Origin of the sequence: Pseudomonas sp. SJZ077 (assembly GCF_007993905.1) — a bacterium.
Taxonomy (GTDB): Bacteria; Pseudomonadota; Gammaproteobacteria; order Pseudomonadales; family Pseudomonadaceae; genus Aquipseudomonas; species Aquipseudomonas mandelii.
Map to the genome: position 1 here is coordinate 92,757 of NZ_VIUJ01000020.1, position 16,437 is coordinate 109,193.

The following is a 16,437-nucleotide window of genomic DNA, read 5'->3' on the forward strand; positions in this document are numbered from 1 at the left end:
GCTGGCGTTGGCGCGCCTGAATTCTTTTGCCGGCCCCGCCGGACCTGTACCGCTTTGCCTTCTTCACCCGTATGACATACCGCTTTGCTGGCGCACCCGGCGACTGAAAAAGCGCAGGACGCTGCGGGTAATCATTCGAAGGCTGTATTAAAAGTCAGTGAATTCAAGAGGTTCCAAACGCCATGTTGCTGATGATCGATAACTACGACTCTTTTACTTACAACGTTGTGCAGTACCTCGGTGAGCTCGGCTCCCAGGTCAAAGTCGTGCGCAACGATGAACTCACCATTGCCGACATAGAAGCCCTCAACCCTGAGCGCATCGTCGTGTCCCCCGGTCCTTGCACACCGACCGAAGCCGGCATCTCGCTCGACGTGATCAAGCATTTCGCCGGCAAGCTGCCGATACTCGGCGTCTGCCTCGGCCACCAGTCCATCGGCCAGGCCTTTGGCGGTGATGTAGTCCGCGCCCGCCAAGTCATGCACGGTAAGACTAGCCCGGTATTCCACGAGGACAAGGGCGTGTTCGAAGGTCTGAATCATCCGCTGACGGTGACGCGTTATCACTCGCTGATCGTCAAGCGCGAAACCCTGCCCGATTGCCTGGAGCTGACCGCCTGGACCCAGCTCGAAGACGGCTCGGTCGACGAGATCATGGGCTTGCGCCACAAGACATTGAACATCGAGGGTGTGCAGTTCCACCCCGAGTCTATCCTCACCGAGCAGGGCCACGAGCTGTTCGCAAACTTCCTCAAACAAACCGGCGGCACGCGCTAAGGACTTTTCATGAATATCAAGACAGCCCTGAGCCGTATCGTCGATCAGCTCGACCTCAGCACCGATGAAATGCGCGATGTGATGCGCGAAATCATGACCGGGCAATGCACGGATGCGCAGATCGGCGCGTTCATGATGGCCATGCGTATGAAGAGCGAAAGCATCGACGAGATCGTCGGCGCGGTCTCTGTCATGCGCGAGTTGGCGGACAAGGTCGAACTCAAGACCCTCGACGGCGTCGTCGATGTGGTCGGCACCGGTGGTGATGGTGCGAACATTTTCAACGTCTCGACAGCTTCCTCCTTCGTAGTCGCTGCAGCCGGTTGCACCGTAGCCAAGCACGGTAACCGTGCGGTGTCGGGCAAAAGCGGCAGCGCCGATCTGCTGGAGGCGGCCGGGATCTACCTGAACCTGACCCCGGTGCAGGTGGCTCGCTGCATCGATAACGTCGGCATCGGTTTCATGTTTGCCCAGACCCATCACAGTGCCATGAAGCACGCCGCCGGCCCGCGCAAGGATCTCGGCCTGCGTACCTTGTTCAACATGCTCGGCCCGCTTACGAATCCGGCCGGCGTGAAACATCAGGTGGTGGGCGTGTTCAGTCAGGCGTTGTGCCGGCCACTGGCCGAAGTCTTGCAACGTCTGGGCAGCAAGCACGTGCTGGTGGTGCACTCGAAGGATGGCCTGGACGAGTTCAGCCTGGCGGCGCCAACCTATGTGGCAGAACTGAAGAATGACCAGATCACCGAATATTGGGTCGAGCCAGAAGACTTGGGCATGAAGAGCCAGAGCCTGCACGGCCTGGCAGTGGAAAGTCCGGCGGCGTCCCTTGAGCTGATTCGCGATGCTTTGGGCAAGCGCAAGACCGAGAGCGGACAGAAAGCCGCCGAGATGATTGTGCTCAATGCCGGTGCGGCGCTGTACGCCGCCGACCTGGCGACCAGTTTGAAAGAAGGCGTTGCCCTGGCGCACGATGCGCTGCACACAGGCCTCGCACGGGAAAAACTTGAGGAGTTGGGTGCATTTACCGCGGTATTCAAAGTGGAGAATGAGGGATGAGTGTACCGACGGTTCTGGAAAACATTCTGGCCCGCAAAGTCCAGGAAGTCGCCGAGCGTAGCGCCCGTGTGAGTCTGGCGGAGCTGGAAAGTCTGGCCAAGGCGGCCGATGCACCCCGTGGTTTTGCCCAGGCATTGATTGCTCAGGCCAAGTCGAAACAACCGGCCGTCATTGCCGAAATCAAGAAAGCGTCGCCAAGCAAAGGCGTGATCCGCGAGCACTTCGTTCCCGCCGACATCGCCAAAAGCTACGAGAAGGGCGGCGCGACGTGCTTGTCGGTGCTAACCGATATCGATTACTTCCAGGGTGCCGATGCGTATCTGCAGCAGGCGCGGGCAGCGTGCAACCTGCCAGTGATCCGCAAGGATTTCATGATCGACCCGTACCAGATCGTCGAAGCCCGTGCCTTGGGCGCTGACTGCGTGTTGTTGATCGTCTCCGCACTGGACGACGTGAAAATGGCCGAGCTGGCGGCCGTGGCCAAAAGCGTCGGCCTTGATGTGCTGGTAGAAGTCCATGATGGCAACGAGCTGGAGCGGGCCTTGAAAACCCTCGACACGCCACTGGTCGGCGTGAACAACCGCAACCTGCACACCTTCGATGTCAGCCTGGAAACCACGCTCGACCTGTTGCCACGCATCCCGCGTGATCGCCTGGTGATTACTGAGAGCGGCATTCTCAACCGGGCGGATGTGGAACTGATGGAAATCAGCGACGTGTACGCGTTCCTGGTGGGCGAGGCATTCATGCGCGCTGAAAGCCCGGGCACTGAACTGCAGCGCCTGTTCTTTCCTGAGCGCGGCGGTCCGGTCAGCGGTTCGACCCTCGACTGATCAGGCTCCGGCCGAGTCGACCCCATCGCGAGCAAGCTCGCTCCCACATTGGATCTGCGGTGTCCGCAAACTCCTTGTGGGAGCGAGCTTGCTCGCGATGGCGGCATAAGTAGCACCACAGACTTCATGTCCAACGGAATACCTTATGACCTCAATCGTCTCTTTGACTGTCGAAGCCGGCTTACAGGCCGAACAGGATCTGCTGGCGTCTGTCTGTGCCGGTGATGTTGAGTTTGGTCTGCTGTTCTGGCAACCCGGCGACCGCGCACTGGTCATGCCCCGACGCCTGAATCGTCTACCCGGCTTCGAAGCGGCCTGCGAAGTCTCAGCCGCCGCCGGTTGGCCGGTGCTGTTACGTGAAACCGGCGGCGAGCCAGTGCCGCAATCGGCTTCCACCATCAATATCGCCCTTGTCTACGCACCCCCGCGTAGCGAAGGCGATCAAAATCGAATCGAAACCGCTTACCGTCGACTCTGCGACCCGATCTGTCAGTTACTGGATGAGCTGGGCGGCGTTTCGTCCCTGGGCGAAGTCGACGGCGCATTCTGCGATGGCCGTTTCAACGTCAATCTCGACGGCCGCAAGATGGTCGGCACTGCCCAGCGCTGGCGCCAGAGCAAGGGCGGCACACGTCCGGTCGGATTGGTACACGGTGCGTTGTTGCTGGATAACGAACGTGAGTCGATGGTCGCCGCAGTCAATCGCTTCAATGAAGCCTGCGGCCTGGAGCAGCGGGTTCGCGCCGAAAGCCACATTGCCCTGCATGAGAAATTTGCCGCACCCGATGCGCTCGGGCGGCTTGATGCGCTTTATCGCCAGTTGCTGGCAGACATGTTCAAGGCTTAGCGCGTACCGAAGACCACCATGGTCTTGCCTTTGACGTCCACCAGGTTGCGTTCTTCCAGATCCTTGAGCACGCGACCGACCATCTCCCGTGAACAACCGACAATCCGCCCGATTTCCTGGCGGGTCACTTTGATCTGCATGCCGTCCGGGTGGGTCATGGCATCTGGCTGTTTGCACAGTTCCAGCAGACAGCGGGCGACACGACCGGTTACGTCGAAGAAGGCCAGGTCGCCGACCTTGCGCGTGGTATTGCGCAGACGCTGTGCGATTTGTCCGCTGAGCACGTAAAGAATGTCTGGATCTTGCTGGGACAGCTCGCGGAATTTTGCATAGCTGATTTCTGCGACTTCACACTCGATCTTCGCGCGTACCCAAGCGCTGCGTTCCTGCTCAAGCCCCGCTTGTTCAAACAGACCCAACTCACCGAAAAAGTCCCCGGAGTTCAGGTAGGCGATGATCATTTCGCGGCCGTCGTCATCCTCGATCAGGATCGTGACCGAACCCTTGATGATGAAGAACAGCGTTTCCGAGCGATCACCGGCACAAATGATGTTGCTCTTGGCCGCATAACGACGGCGCTGGCAATGCATCAACAGCTTGTCGAGGTTCTTGATTTTGGGGGTTGGGGCAATAGCAACCATGGTTGTATCCCGAAAAGACTTCACGGTGTGTTTGGTTTTTTTATGAGTCGCAGACGACGGCTGCGCAAAGGCTGGCCATGCGCCAGCGAATTGGCGCCAGCTTAACAGACACTTCCTGCAATATTCGAGAATTTACCTACGGTTCAGAAGGTTATGCCCTACAAATGCAAGGCACTGTCAGTCCGGGGCCCTGTGCTAAGCTGGCGACCCTTTTTTATGCAGTGGAGTCTGGCGATGAAGGCACGCATCCAATGGGCTGGCGAAGCCATGTTCCTCGGTGAATCCGGCAGTGGACACGTCGTGGTCATGGACGGTCCGCCCGATGCAGGTGGTCGCAACCTGGGTGTCCGGCCGATGGAAATGCTTCTGCTGGGTGTCGGCGGTTGCAGCAATTTCGATGTGGTCAGCATCCTCAAGAAGTCCCGTCAGGCCGTCGAAAGCTGTGAAGCCTTTCTCGAAGCCGAGCGCGCGACCGAGGATCCGAAAGTCTTCACCAAGATCCACATGCACTTCGTGGTCAAGGGCCGGGGGCTGAAAGAAGCCCAAGTCAAACGCGCCATCGAGCTGTCGGCGGAGAAGTATTGCTCGGCTTCGATCATGCTGGGCGCGGCTGGCGTGGCCATTACCCACGACTACGAAATCATCGAACTCGGTTGAATCGACATTCAACTATCATAAAAGCAGTGCAGACTCTGGCGATCCCAAGCTGACGTCTGCATAATGCGCCACTTTTTTCAGGGTAACGGCCTCGTCATCGACAGGCTGCGAACCCGAACAGACAACCAAAATCGCCATCGCGAAGAGGTGTTAACCGTCCTACGCAGCTGCGTTGTTCGCATCTGACGGGCATGCTTGATCACGCGGCCCGGGCCGCAATACATAGAGAGTTTTTAACGGTGAAAAGCAAACTCAAGCTCCACGGGTTCAATAACCTGACAAAGACCTTGAGCTTCAACATCTATGACATCTGCTACGCGGAAACCCCGCAAGACCAACAGGCTTACGTCGAGTACATCAATAAAGAGTACAACGCGAAACGCCTGACGCAGATCCTCACGGAAGTTGTCGATATCATTGGTGCCAACATCCTGAACATTGCCAGTCAGGACTATGAACCCCAGGGCGCCAGCGTCACGATTCTGATCTCTGAAGAGCCGGTAACCCCGACCGACAGCCAGATCGAAGAATCGCCGGGCCCGTTGCCCGAGATTATCCTGGCCCATCTCGACAAGAGCCACATCACGGTGCACACCTACCCGGAGATCCACCCGGACGACGGCATTGCGACATTCCGTGTGGACATTGACGTGTCGACCTGTGGCGTGATTTCACCGCTTAAAGCGCTCAACTTCCTGATTCACCAGTTCGATTCGGACATCGTGACCGTGGATTATCGCGTGCGCGGCTTCACCCGTGACGTGGAAGGCAAAAAGCACTTCATCGACCACGAGATCAACTCGATCCAGAACTACCTGTCCGAAGACACCCGCGGCGCGTACCAGATGACCGACGTGAACGTGTACCAGGAAAACCTGTTCCACACCAAAATGTTGCTGAAGAACTTCGAACTGGATAACTACCTGTTCGGCGATGCCACCAGCAACCTGTCTTCCGAGCAGCGTGCTCAGGTGACTGACCGTGTGAAACACGAAATGCTGGAAATCTTCTACGCGCGCAACATGCCGAACTAAGATTTCAAGCACAAAAAAGGCGACTTCCTCACGGCAGTCGCCTTTTTCATGTCTGGAATACAGAACCTTGTGGGAGCGAGCCTGCTCGCGAAGAGGCCCTGTCAGGCAACGTATCGATCAGATCCGGTAAGTACTCTTGGTCATTACCTTGGCCAACAGACTCATCCCGAACTTCACCGGCGCCGGAAAACGAAAACCTCCGGCATCCAGTGCACTCTCGGCATGATGTTCTTCATCAATCCGCATCTGCTCGAGAATAGCCCGGGACTTTTCATCTTCCGCCGGCAATTGCTCGAGGTGCTCGTTCAAGTGTTTGCACACCTGATGCTCGGTGGCGGCGACAAAACCCAGGCTGACCTTGTCGCTGATCAATCCGGCCACTGCGCCAATCCCGAACGACATGCCGTAGAACAGCGGGTTGAGAATGCTGGTGTGGCTGCCCAGTTGCTGGATGCGTTGCTCGCACCAGACCAGGTGATCGATTTCTTCTTCGGCAGCATGTTCCATGGCGGCCCGCACGTGCGGCAGCTTGGCGGTCAGGGCCTGACCCTGATACAGCGCCTGGGCGCAGACTTCACCGGTATGGTTGATGCGCATCAAGCCAGCAACGTGGCGGGTGTCTTCGTCACTCATTTGCGCATCCGGCTGCACGATGGCTGGCGACGGACGGTATGGCTGGCCACTGAAAGGCAGCAACGTTCGCATCGCGGCATCGGCTTGCAGCAGAAGACGGTCAATCGGCGAGTAGTGACGCTGGGTAGTCATGCTGACCTCCGGGAGGAATCTCGGCGGCCAGTTTAACCCAATCGGCCGGGGAAGGTTTGCGCTGGGTCATACGGGAGTGGCTGGCCACTCCCTCGAAGCTTTTTGCAATCAGCCCGGCGGCCAGTGCATCTGGCGCTGACCCAGCACATGCATATGAATGTGGTAGACAGTCTGCCCACCCAGTTCATTGCAGTTCATGACCACACGGAAACCTTCTTCGCAGCCCAGTTCCAGGGCCAGGCGCTGGGCGGTGAACAGAATATGTCCGGCCAAAGCCTTGTCTTCCTCGGTGAGGTCGTTGAGGGTGCGCACCGCTTTTTTCGGAATGACCAGAAAATGCACCGGTGCCTGTGGGGCGATGTCGTGGAAGGCCAGTACCTGGTCGTCCTCGTAGATGATCTTCGCCGGGATTTCCCGGTTGATGATCTTGGTGAACAGAGTATCCACAGCTGTTTTCTCCGTTGTTTGGGCTGGCTTGAGTGTACTCATGGGTTATCCCCGAGCCCAGCCTTTTACCTTGAGGCCGGGTCAGCGCGGGCAGTAGGCCTTGTTGACCATGCCAGCGATTGTCCGATTGAGCCAGCGAGAGCCCAGCCGTGGCAGGAGGGCGCGCCAGCGATTGCCTCGACCGGGAATGATGATCGCTCGATTTTTCTCCAGGGCGCGCACCGTATACAGCGCAACCTCTTCGGGACTCATGAGCATGTTGCTGTCGGCCAGTTTACCGGTGTCCAGTTGAGCGGTACGGAAGAACCCGGTACGGGTCGGGCCGGGGCACAGCACCGAGACCTTGACCGCACATTTCTTCAGTTCGACGCGCAACCCTTCGGAAAAATGCAGCACATAGGCTTTGCTGGCGTAGTACGTGCTCATCCACGGGCCTGGTTGGAATGCCGCCATTGAAGCGACGTTCAGAATTTGTCCGCCCCCCTGCAAGGCCATGCTGTTCCCGATGGCATGGCACAAGCGAGTGAGGGCCAGGATGTTCACTTCGATCAGGTCCTGCTCGGTCATCCAGTCCTGGGCCAGAAAGGGTCCGCAGGTGCCGATGCCGGCGCAGTTGACCAGCAAATCGATTTGCCGGTCACCTTCCTCCAGTTCCAGCAGGAACCCGGACAGCCGTAGCGGTTCGCCGAGGTCACAGGCGCGGAACAGCACTTCCACGCCAAAGCGTTGGGTCAGTTCAATGGCAATACTTTCCAGCTGATCACGTTGTCGGGCCACCAGAATCAGGCTGCGGCCTCGGCGGGCCAGCGCTTCGGCCATCGCCAGGCCGATCCCACTGGAAGCGCCAGTGATCAGAGCGTAACGGGTCATGCAGTTCTCCATCGCAGCAGCTCCGCGCCGGCGACGCGGGTGTCACGGGCGGGGAGCGCTGTTCATTCTTTCGCAGAGTCTACAGGGACCGGGGCTTATTCGGCTTCATCGTCTGCAGAATCGGGTGCCTGCTCAGCCTCTGCGGCCGGCTCGACTTCCACTTCTTCAGTGATTACCGAGCTGCTGTCATAGCTGGTTTCGGCAGCAGTTTCATACTCTTCCTGGATCGCCGTAAGGCCTCCGGCCAGCGCACCAACCAAGACGATGGCGATCAACACCACCCACAACGAAGACAACACTTTGACAGCCGTGGTGTTGGGTGGAGGCGGCGCGCCATAGCGATTGGCGATGTTGGTGCCCGGGGCGATCATGATCACGAACGGGAAGAAGCTGCCTACGAAGGGTACGAGGTTCAGCAACCAGAGCCAGCCGGACCAGCCGATGTCGTGCAGGCGCTGGACACTGATCTGAATGCTCACGACCGCCATGGCAATGAACAGCATGAACGCAACCAGGCCACCGAGTATCAGGCCTGCGGTCGAATCGGCGCTGATGATGGCGAAGGCGAAAATGGCCAATACCGAACCGACGGCCAGGGTGACCAGCGTCAGGACCATCGTCCAGGCGAGATAGCGCAAACGACCGATGCGGCCTTCAACGCTGAATGGCTTGAGTGGAGCATACGCGGGCAGGCTTTCGCCGACAGTGGCTCGGGGTGGTGCGTAAGGGGATGCGGGGTCGGCAAATGCCGGTTGGCTGGCGACAGGCCTGTGCTCGTGGGCTTCGTCCAGGTTCAGCTCAATGGACGATTCGCTTTCGATGCGAGCATCGATGCCGGTTTTCGTCAGCGCTTGAAGGTAGGTTTGCGCGTCGGCGTGCGACAGGTCTTTCTTGAGCGTAACCGTCTTGCCAGTGAATAGCCGTTCGACGGCTGCGACTTGGCTGTTGTAGAGTTTAGCCAGGTTCTCTCTGGCGCTGGCGGCGTCAACGCCTGGCAGCAGAGCGCCGTCGAACACGATCTTGAAACGGTTGTCGCTCATTGCGAGGCATCCTTGTCGCGAGAATTTGTAATAGGGTGTGTTTCAAGCGTGGATTGTAAGGCCAGCCGGGGCGGGCTGGCCAAACTTTCATCTCATCGTGGCCAGCGTTTGGGCAGCTCGGCCGCCAGTTCCAGAGCCTTGCGGTATTCCGCGTCAAGTCGAGCGACCAATTGATCGACGCTCGGCAAATCATCGATTTCCCCGACACCCTGGCCCGCAGACCACACGGTTTTCCAGGCTTTGGCTTCATCGCTGATCGGCTTGAGTTTGGAGCCGAAGTCGACTTCGCCCTTGCCTTGCAGTGCCGCCATGTCGAAACCGGCAGCCTCCAGGCTTTGACGCATGAAACTCGCCGGTACGCCTGACACTGCCGGCGTATGGACGATGTCCGCGGCTCTGGACGTCAGCAGCATCTCTTTGTAGGCGTCAGGCGCATGACTTTCGGTGGTGCCGATAAATCGCGTACCGAAATAGGCCAGATCAGCGCCGAGCAATTGCGCAGCAAGGATCTCGTGGCCGTGGTTAAGGCAGCCTGCCAGCAATAGGGTCTTGTCGAAAAACTGGCGAATCTCGGCAATCAGCGAGAACGGGCTCCAGGTTCCAGCGTGTCCACCGGCACCCGCTGCCACGGCGATCAAGCCGTCCACACCGGCCTCGGCAGCTTTCTCGGCATGGCGCCGCGTCGTCACGTCATGGAACACCAGTCCGCCATAGCTGTGAACGGCATCGACTACTTCTTTCACTGCACCGAGACTGGTAATCACGATCGGTACTTTATGCTCGATGCAGATCGCAAGGTCAGCTTGCAGCCGTGGGTTAGTGTTGTGAACGATCAGGTTGACCGCGTAAGGCGCCGGGTTCTCCAGTGTCGCCAACCCTGCTTCGATCTCTTCCAGCCAGGCCTTGAAGCCGCTGCTCTCGCGCTGGTTCAGCGCAGGAAAGCTGCCGACGACGCCGTTACGGCAGCAGGCGAGCACCAATTGCGGATTGGAAATCAGAAACATCGGCGCTGCCACTACCGGCAGACGCAAGCGTTGTTCGAGCAAAGCGGGCAGCGACATTGGAAGTACCCCGGTGAGTTGTGCTTATTAGAACGGCCGAACGACGACCAGAATTACGATAGCCAGCAATATCAGAACCGGCACTTCATTGAACCAGCGATAAAAGACATGGCTGCGGGTGTTTTCGCCACGGGCAAAACGTTTCACCTGCGCGCCGCACATGTGGTGGTAGCCGATCAGGATCACCACCAGGGTCAGCTTGGCGTGAATCCACGCGCCTTGACTGAAGAGGCTCGGGTTAAGCCAGATCAGTGCAATGCCGAATATCAGGGTAGCGATCATCGCCGGGCCCATGATGCCGCGGTACAGCTTGCGCTCCATGAGGCTGAAGCGTTCCTTGCTGACGGTGTCTTCGCTTTGGGCGTGATAAACGAACAGGCGGGGCAGGTAAAACAGGCCGGCAAACCAGCAGACCATGCTGACGATATGAAGCGCTTTGAGCCATAGATAAAGCATTTTTAGTTATTCCCAGGTTCACGGTAGCCCGAATAGTAGAGAAAGTGTCCCGTCTCGGACATAACTGTTCAATTTTGACGGCGTCTTTTGCGGCCAGACGGCGTTGCCGCTCCTCGCCATAGCGAGCTATGACTCGTCGCGAGGCCTTGCCTGGCCACAAAAGCCACTCGCCAAAAGTTGGGCGATATGCCCGAGAAGGGACACATGAGCCGCCACACGTCACCTAAGCGGTTGTCGCAGGGCCGCGCGGCCCCTATTATCGACGGCTTTCCAGTGGGTTCGTTGAGGGCAGGTTTATGGTCAAGGTCGGTATCGTCGGCGGCACGGGTTACACCGGTGTCGAACTGCTGCGTCTGTTGGCACAGCATCCGCAAGCTGAAGTGGTTGTGATCACTTCCCGATCCGAGGCCGGTCTGGCCGTGGCCGACATGTACCCGAACCTGCGAGGCCACTACGACGGCCTGGCCTTTAGTGTTCCGGACATCAAGACGCTGGGCGCTTGCGATGTGGTGTTCTTCGCCACGCCTCATGGTGTTGCCCATGCACTGGCCGGTGAGTTGCTCGCAGCGGGGACCAAGGTCATCGACCTGTCGGCTGACTTCCGTCTGCAAGACGCTGCCGAGTGGGCCAAGTGGTACGGCCAGCCTCACGGCGCGCCGGAGTTGCTGGAGGAGGCGGTCTACGGTTTGCCGGAAGTCAATCGCGAGCAAATCAAGGATGCGCGCCTGATCGCGGTGCCGGGTTGCTATCCAACGGCGACGCAATTGGGTTTCCTGCCATTGCTGGAAGCCGGCCTGGCCGATACCACGCGTTTGATTGCTGACTGCAAGTCCGGTGTCAGCGGTGCCGGTCGTGGCGCTTCGGTCGGTTCGCTGTACGCCGAGACGTCGGAAAGCATGAAAGCCTACTCCGTCAAAGGTCACCGTCACTTGCCGGAAATCCGCCAGGGTCTGCGTCGTGCAGCGGGCAAGGACGTCGGTCTGACCTTCGTTCCGCACCTGACACCAATGATTCGCGGCATTCATTCGACGCTGTATGCGACCGTCGTGGATCGCTCGGTGGATCTGCAGGCGTTGTTTGAAAAGCGCTACGCCAACGAGCCGTTCGTCGACGTGATGCCGGCGGGCAGCCACCCGGAAACCCGCAGTGTTCGCGGTGCCAACGTTTGTCGTATCGCCGTGCATCGTCCGCAGGACGGCGATCTGGTGGTGGTGCTGTCGGTAATCGATAACCTGGTCAAGGGTGCGTCGGGTCAAGCGGTGCAGAACCTGAACATTCTGTTCGGGCTGGATGAGCGCCTGGGCCTGTCCCACGCCGGCATGCTGCCGTAAGGCTTTATCCCGCTCAGCAAAAAGGCCCGTCTGACGGGCCTTTTTGCATTTCGAACCGGCAATCGGGTTTATTGCTATACCGTAACAATAGTTGACCGATTTTCTAGGAGAAGCGGATAATGCGCGTCATCACGCATTATGGCGGCGTAACGCCGGGAGATAGTCAGCATGAGCGTCGAATCCTTCACCCCCACCGCTTTGCAATTCACCCACGGTGCCGCGCACAAGGTGAAGAGCCTGGTCGATGAAGAGGGGAATGATCGCTTGAAGCTGCGCGTATTCGTTACGGGCGGCGGTTGTTCAGGTTTTCAGTACGGCTTCACCTTCGATGAAGAAGTGGCCGATGACGACACCATCGTCGAGCGCGAAGGTGTGAGTCTGGTCGTAGACCCGATGAGCTTCCAGTACCTGGCCGGTGCCGAGGTGGATTATCAGGAAGGTCTGGAAGGTTCGCGTTTTGTGATCAAGAATCCGAACGCGAGCACCACGTGTGGTTGCGGCTCTTCGTTCTCGATCTGATCGCGCTTCACCGCAGTATCAAGCGCCGCATGGCTTCAGGGCTTTGCGGCGTTTTGCTGTGCGGCGTTTATGCCGGGTAGATGGCGCCGAGTACGCGCAGGCCGCGGGCGCCAGTGACGCTCGGGCGGTTGGCGGCGATGCCTTCCAGGCAGCAATGAGCCAGCCAAGCGAAGGCCATGGCTTCGACCCAGTCCGGGTCCACACCGTAAGCGGCAGTGCTGCTGACTCTCGCGTTCGGCAGCAGGGCGGCCAAACGGTTCATCAGCGTGGCGTTGTGCGCGCCACCACCGCAGACCAGCAGTTCCTGCGTGTCCGATTGGGCGTGCTGCAATGACTCGACGATGGTCAGTGCGGTCAGTTCGAGCAGGGTTGCTTGCACATCTTCCGCGGCGAAGGGCGGGAGCTTCGAGAGATGCTGTGTCAGCCATGGCAGGTTGAACACTTCGCGGCCGGTGCTTTTCGGGCCTTTGGTTACGAAGAATGGATCACTCAGCAATTCATTCAGCAGAACCGGTTCAACCTTGCCACTGGCAGCCCATTGGCCGTCACGATCAAAATTGTCGCCGCGTTGCTGATGAATCCAGGCATCCAGCAGGACGTTGCCCGGGCCGCAGTCGAAACCGGCGACAGGTTTGCCGGGCTCGATCAGGCTGAGGTTGCTGAATCCGCCGACATTCAATACCGCACGATTGCCGGCACGTTCATCAAACAACGCTTCGTGAAAGGCCGGCACCAAAGGCGCGCCTTGCCCGCCAGCGGCCACATCACGGCTGCGGAAGTCGCTGACCACGGTGATGCCGGTCAACTCGGTCAGCAGGGCCGGGTTGCCGATCTGTACCGTGAAGCCGCGCGCCGGTTCGTGGCGAATGGTCTGGCCGTGGCTGCCAATCGCGCGAATGTCTTCGGGTTTCAGGTTGTGTTGGCGGAGGAGAGTGTTAATGCCCTGAGCCGCCAGTTTCACCCAGTTCTGCTGGGCGATGGCGGAGCGGGCAATCTCGTCCGCGCCGCTGGCGCACAAGCCAAGCAGCTCGGCGCGCAGGGAGTCAGGCATGGGGGTGTAGTGCGTGGCGATCAGGTTGATCGCCGGGGTCAGCTCGATTAGCGCAATGTCCAGGCCATCGAGGCTGGTTCCGGACATCACACCGATATAGAGCGTCATGATTTAGCGCTTCGAAGCCAGCATGGTGGCTTTCTCTTGGTCCATGCGCGCCATCAGCGGCTGACTTTGCGAAAGGAAGCGTGCGCGTTCCCCTTTGGAAATAGGGTCGGCCATCGCAACTTTCTGGCCCAGTGGGTCGACGTGCACGCCATTGACCTGGAACTCATAGTGCAAGTGTGGGCCGGTGGAGAGCCCGGTTGTGCCGATATAACCGATTACCTGGCCTTGCTTGACGCTGCCGCCAGTCTTGATGCCTTTGGCAAAGCCTTGCATATGGCCGTACAGCGTACGGTAGGTGTTGCCGTGCTGGATAATCACGGTATTGCCGTAACCGCCACGGCGACCGGCCAACAACACTTTGCCGTCACCGGCCGCTTTGATCGGCGTGCCGCGTGGAGCGGCGTAATCGACACCTTTGTGAGCGCGGATCTTGTTCAGGATCGGGTGTTTGCGACCCATGGAGAATTTCGAGCTGATGCGGGCGAAGTCCACTGGCGTGCGGATAAACGCCTTGCGCATGCTGTTGCCGTCGGCTGTGTAGTAGCTGCTGTTGCCTTGCTTGTTGGTGTAACGCACGGCGGTGTAGGTCTTGCCGCGGTTGGTGAAGCGTGCGGACAGGATCGGGCCGTTGCCGACAGCCTTGCCGTTGACGACTTTCTGCTCGTAGATCACATCGAACTCGTCACCCTGGCGGATATCCTGGGCGAAGTCGACGTCATAGCCAAACACGCTGGCCATGTCCATGGTGAGGCTGTGGGACAGCCCGGCACGCGCGGCAGACTGCGATAGCGAGCTGTTGATCACGCCATGAACGTAGGCGGAGCGCACGGTTGGCTTGGCGGTAATGCGGTTGAACGTATAACCCTTGTCATTCTTGGTCAGGGTAATACTTTCGACGTCGCTGAGCTTGCTGTGCAGGTTGCTCAGCTGGCCGTCGGGGGTCAGTTCGAATTCGAGTTTCTGGCCGCGTTTGAGCTGGCTGAATTGCTTGGCCTGCTTGTCACTGGCCATGACTTCATGCACCGAAGTGGCGGGGAGGCCTACTTTCTCGAACAGCGTGGAAAGTGTGTCGCCTTTGGAAACGATCACTTCCCTGTGGTTTGGGGTCTTCTTTTCTTCGGTGACCGGGGTAGGTACGGGCTCGGCCTGGGCGGTTTCCTGTGGCTCTTCAGCGCTGTTTTCGATCTGCGCGAAAGGGGAGGCTGCCGGTTCATTTGTGGCTTGAACGGCTTCAGCAGCGTCTTGATCTTGTGTCAGTTGTTCAGCAGGGCTTTCCAGCTCAAGACTCAGCGTCGTCTTTTTGGCCTCTACATCACTGGAAGGGAATACCAGAAGCGCCAGGCTCAGAAGAGCGGCGATGCCACTTGCTGCGAGCAGGTGGGTCTTCGGGTAAAGCGGTGGCGCTTTAGACGATTCTTTGGTCATAGGTAATTTTTGACTTTGAAAAAGATGAATTGGAAAAGATGAATGACATGATGAAGATGAAATAACTGTATAAAATATAACCAAATCATCTCTGAAGCAAGTCCGCGGTCACTCTGCCAGCGGATTGGCGTCATTGCGCCGGCCAAACTTTGTATTTGACGCGTGATCTTGTATGGTTGGTCCCCTTTGAATTCGAGCCTTGCGGGTCTGTTATGAAGTCGGTTGAAGAGCAGCTAGCGCTGATTAAACGTGGTGCGGAAGAACTGTTGGTCGAGTCCGAGCTGATCGAAAAGCTCAAGCGTGGCCAGCCGCTGCGTATTAAGGCAGGCTTCGATCCGACCGCGCCGGATTTGCACCTGGGTCATACCGTGCTTATTAATAAGCTGCGCCAGTTCCAGGAACTGGGTCACCAGGTGATCTTCCTTATAGGTGACTTCACCGGTATGATCGGTGATCCGAGCGGCAAGAGCGCAACGCGTCCTCCGCTCACCCGCGAGCAGGTTCTCGAGAATGCCGAGACCTACAAGACTCAAGTCTTCAAGATTCTTGATCCGGCCAAAACCGAGGTGGCGTTCAACTCCACCTGGATGGACCAGATGGGGCCGGCGGACTTCATCCGTCTGACTTCGCAGTACACCGTGGCTCGCATGCTTGAGCGTGATGACTTCGACAAGCGCTACACGACCAACCAGCCAATCGCTATTCACGAGTTCCTCTATCCGCTGGTTCAAGGGTATGACTCGGTCGCTTTGCGCGCGGATGTCGAGTTGGGCGGTACCGATCAGAAGTTCAATCTGCTGATGGGGCGTGAACTGCAGCGCGGTTATGGTCAGGAGGCTCAATGCATTCTGACGATGCCGCTGCTCGAAGGTCTGGATGGTGTGAAGAAGATGTCCAAGTCCTTGGGCAACTACGTCGGTATCCAGGAAGCGCCGGGTGTCATGTATGGCAAGCTGGTCTCTATTCCGGATGCGCTGATGTGGCGCTACTTCGAATTGCTCAGCTTCCGCTCCATGGATGAAATCAACGCATTCCGTGCTGATGTCGAGGCGGGCGCCAATCCTCGTGACATCAAGATCAAGCTGGCCGAAGAGATCGTTGCGCGTTTCCATGGTGAAGAGGCCGCGGCCAATGCTCACCGTGCAGCGGGCAATCGTATGAAGGATGGCGAGTTGCCGGACGATCTGCCGGAGATCGAGCTGACGGCTACTGAAGACATGCCGATTGCTGCTGTCCTTAATAAGGCGGGGCTGGTGAAGAACTCGGCGGTGGCCCGTGATCTGCTGAATTCCGGCGGTGTGCGTATAGATGGAGAGGTTGTTGATCGCACCTTTATATACGTGCTGGGCGCGACCCATGTTTGCCAGGCCGGAAAGAAGGCATTTGCGCGTATTACGCTCAAATCTGAATAAAGCTTAAGTTAGGGGTTGACGGCAGATTCTGGAAGTCTATAATTCGCCCCACTTCCGGCGCAGTCGAAACGGAAAACTCCTTGGTAAACAAAGAGTTACGCAGTT

The 16,437-nt window shown here is 58.3% G+C and carries 18 protein-coding genes; 9 read left to right on the forward strand and 9 right to left on the reverse strand.

Features of this window, described 5'->3' with window-relative positions; genetic code table 11:
• Nucleotides 1-182 precede the first annotated feature (182 nt).
• The 4 genes from FBY01_RS25205 to FBY01_RS25220 all read left to right on the forward strand — a co-directional run bounded on the left by FBY01_RS25205 (nucleotide 183) and on the right by FBY01_RS25220 (nucleotide 3,515).
• Entirely contained in the window at nucleotides 183-776 is a 594-nt protein-coding gene (locus FBY01_RS25205) for an aminodeoxychorismate/anthranilate synthase component II (RefSeq protein ID WP_010467196.1), read from the forward strand.
• Nucleotides 777-785: 9 nt separating this feature from the next.
• Nucleotides 786-1,835 carry an anthranilate phosphoribosyltransferase gene (gene trpD / locus FBY01_RS25210; RefSeq protein ID WP_010467198.1) on the forward strand — a complete coding sequence of 350 codons (1,050 nt, stop codon included), beginning with the start codon at nucleotides 786-788 and terminating at the stop codon, nucleotides 1,833-1,835.
• Entirely contained in the window at nucleotides 1,832-2,668 is an 837-nt protein-coding gene (gene trpC, locus FBY01_RS25215) for an indole-3-glycerol phosphate synthase TrpC (RefSeq protein WP_010467200.1), read from the forward strand. Before trpD ends, trpC begins: the two co-directional genes overlap by 4 nt.
• 145 nt (nucleotides 2,669-2,813) lie before the next feature.
• Nucleotides 2,814-3,515 (forward strand): lipoate--protein ligase family protein, encoded by a 702-nt coding sequence (locus tag FBY01_RS25220; protein WP_010467202.1) that lies wholly within the window; start codon nucleotides 2,814-2,816, stop codon nucleotides 3,513-3,515.
• On the opposite strand, the gene crp is transcribed toward FBY01_RS25220, so the two are convergent.
• Nucleotides 3,512-4,156 carry a cAMP-activated global transcriptional regulator CRP gene (gene crp / locus FBY01_RS25225; protein WP_008027103.1) on the reverse strand — a complete coding sequence of 215 codons (645 nt, stop codon included), beginning with the start codon at nucleotides 4,154-4,156 and terminating at the stop codon, nucleotides 3,512-3,514. The genes FBY01_RS25220 and crp overlap by 4 nt on opposite strands.
• Before the next feature lie 234 nt (nucleotides 4,157-4,390).
• Here crp and FBY01_RS25230 point away from each other — a divergent pair, with 234 nt between their 5' ends.
• Entirely contained in the window at nucleotides 4,391-4,813 is a 423-nt protein-coding gene (locus tag FBY01_RS25230) for an OsmC family protein (RefSeq protein ID WP_007941657.1), read from the forward strand.
• Nucleotides 4,814-5,052: 239 nt separating this feature from the next.
• Complete coding sequence (speD, locus tag FBY01_RS25235) at nucleotides 5,053-5,847, forward strand: adenosylmethionine decarboxylase (RefSeq protein WP_010467209.1); 795 nt, start codon at nucleotides 5,053-5,055, stop codon at nucleotides 5,845-5,847.
• A gap of 117 nt (nucleotides 5,848-5,964) precedes the next feature.
• Here speD and coq7 read toward each other — a convergent pair whose 3' ends face one another.
• The 6 genes from coq7 to hemJ form a co-directional block, all read right to left on the reverse strand.
• Nucleotides 5,965-6,612 (reverse strand): 2-polyprenyl-3-methyl-6-methoxy-1,4-benzoquinone monooxygenase, encoded by a 648-nt coding sequence (gene coq7 / locus FBY01_RS25240; RefSeq protein ID WP_010467212.1) that lies wholly within the window; start codon nucleotides 6,610-6,612, stop codon nucleotides 5,965-5,967.
• Nucleotides 6,613-6,720: 108 nt separating this feature from the next.
• Complete coding sequence (locus FBY01_RS25245) at nucleotides 6,721-7,059, reverse strand: histidine triad nucleotide-binding protein (protein ID WP_010467214.1); 339 nt, start codon at nucleotides 7,057-7,059, stop codon at nucleotides 6,721-6,723.
• 81 nt (nucleotides 7,060-7,140) lie between these two features.
• Nucleotides 7,141-7,929, reverse strand: a complete 789-nt coding sequence (locus FBY01_RS25250) for an SDR family oxidoreductase (RefSeq protein ID WP_010467216.1) — start codon at nucleotides 7,927-7,929, stop codon at nucleotides 7,141-7,143.
• Between the two features lie 95 nt (nucleotides 7,930-8,024).
• On the reverse strand, nucleotides 8,025-8,969 hold the full coding sequence (locus tag FBY01_RS25255; protein ID WP_077747324.1) for a DUF805 domain-containing protein: 945 nt from the start codon (nucleotides 8,967-8,969) through the stop codon (nucleotides 8,025-8,027).
• 92 nt (nucleotides 8,970-9,061) lie between these two features.
• Complete coding sequence (locus tag FBY01_RS25260; protein WP_010467219.1) at nucleotides 9,062-10,030, reverse strand: nitronate monooxygenase family protein; 969 nt, start codon at nucleotides 10,028-10,030, stop codon at nucleotides 9,062-9,064.
• 27 nt (nucleotides 10,031-10,057) lie between these two features.
• Nucleotides 10,058-10,486 carry a protoporphyrinogen oxidase HemJ gene (gene hemJ, locus FBY01_RS25265; protein WP_010467221.1) on the reverse strand — a complete coding sequence of 143 codons (429 nt, stop codon included), beginning with the start codon at nucleotides 10,484-10,486 and terminating at the stop codon, nucleotides 10,058-10,060.
• A gap of 296 nt (nucleotides 10,487-10,782) precedes the next feature.
• On the opposite strand from hemJ, the gene argC reads away from it, so the two are divergent.
• Both argC and erpA read left to right on the forward strand, forming a co-directional pair.
• The gene (gene argC / locus FBY01_RS25270) at nucleotides 10,783-11,817 is read left to right on the forward strand and encodes an N-acetyl-gamma-glutamyl-phosphate reductase (RefSeq protein ID WP_010467224.1); all 1,035 of its coding nucleotides are present in this window, start codon (nucleotides 10,783-10,785) and stop codon (nucleotides 11,815-11,817) included.
• Nucleotides 11,818-11,985: 168 nt separating this feature from the next.
• Nucleotides 11,986-12,336 (forward strand): iron-sulfur cluster insertion protein ErpA, encoded by a 351-nt coding sequence (gene erpA, locus FBY01_RS25275; RefSeq protein WP_007947969.1) that lies wholly within the window; start codon nucleotides 11,986-11,988, stop codon nucleotides 12,334-12,336.
• 67 nt (nucleotides 12,337-12,403) lie between these two features.
• On the opposite strand, the gene FBY01_RS25280 is transcribed toward erpA, so the two are convergent.
• Both FBY01_RS25280 and FBY01_RS25285 read right to left on the reverse strand, forming a co-directional pair.
• Nucleotides 12,404-13,495, reverse strand: coding sequence for an anhydro-N-acetylmuramic acid kinase (locus tag FBY01_RS25280; protein WP_145309982.1), 1,092 nt, complete (start codon nucleotides 13,493-13,495; stop codon nucleotides 12,404-12,406).
• Between the two features lie 3 nt (nucleotides 13,496-13,498).
• Nucleotides 13,499-14,920, reverse strand: coding sequence for a peptidoglycan DD-metalloendopeptidase family protein (locus FBY01_RS25285; RefSeq protein WP_145309984.1), 1,422 nt, complete (start codon nucleotides 14,918-14,920; stop codon nucleotides 13,499-13,501).
• A 212-nt stretch (nucleotides 14,921-15,132) separates the two neighbouring features.
• Here FBY01_RS25285 and tyrS point away from each other — a divergent pair, with 212 nt between their 5' ends.
• On the forward strand, nucleotides 15,133-16,332 hold the full coding sequence (gene tyrS / locus FBY01_RS25295; protein WP_010467228.1) for a tyrosine--tRNA ligase: 1,200 nt from the start codon (nucleotides 15,133-15,135) through the stop codon (nucleotides 16,330-16,332).
• Nucleotides 16,333-16,437 lie beyond the last annotated feature (105 nt).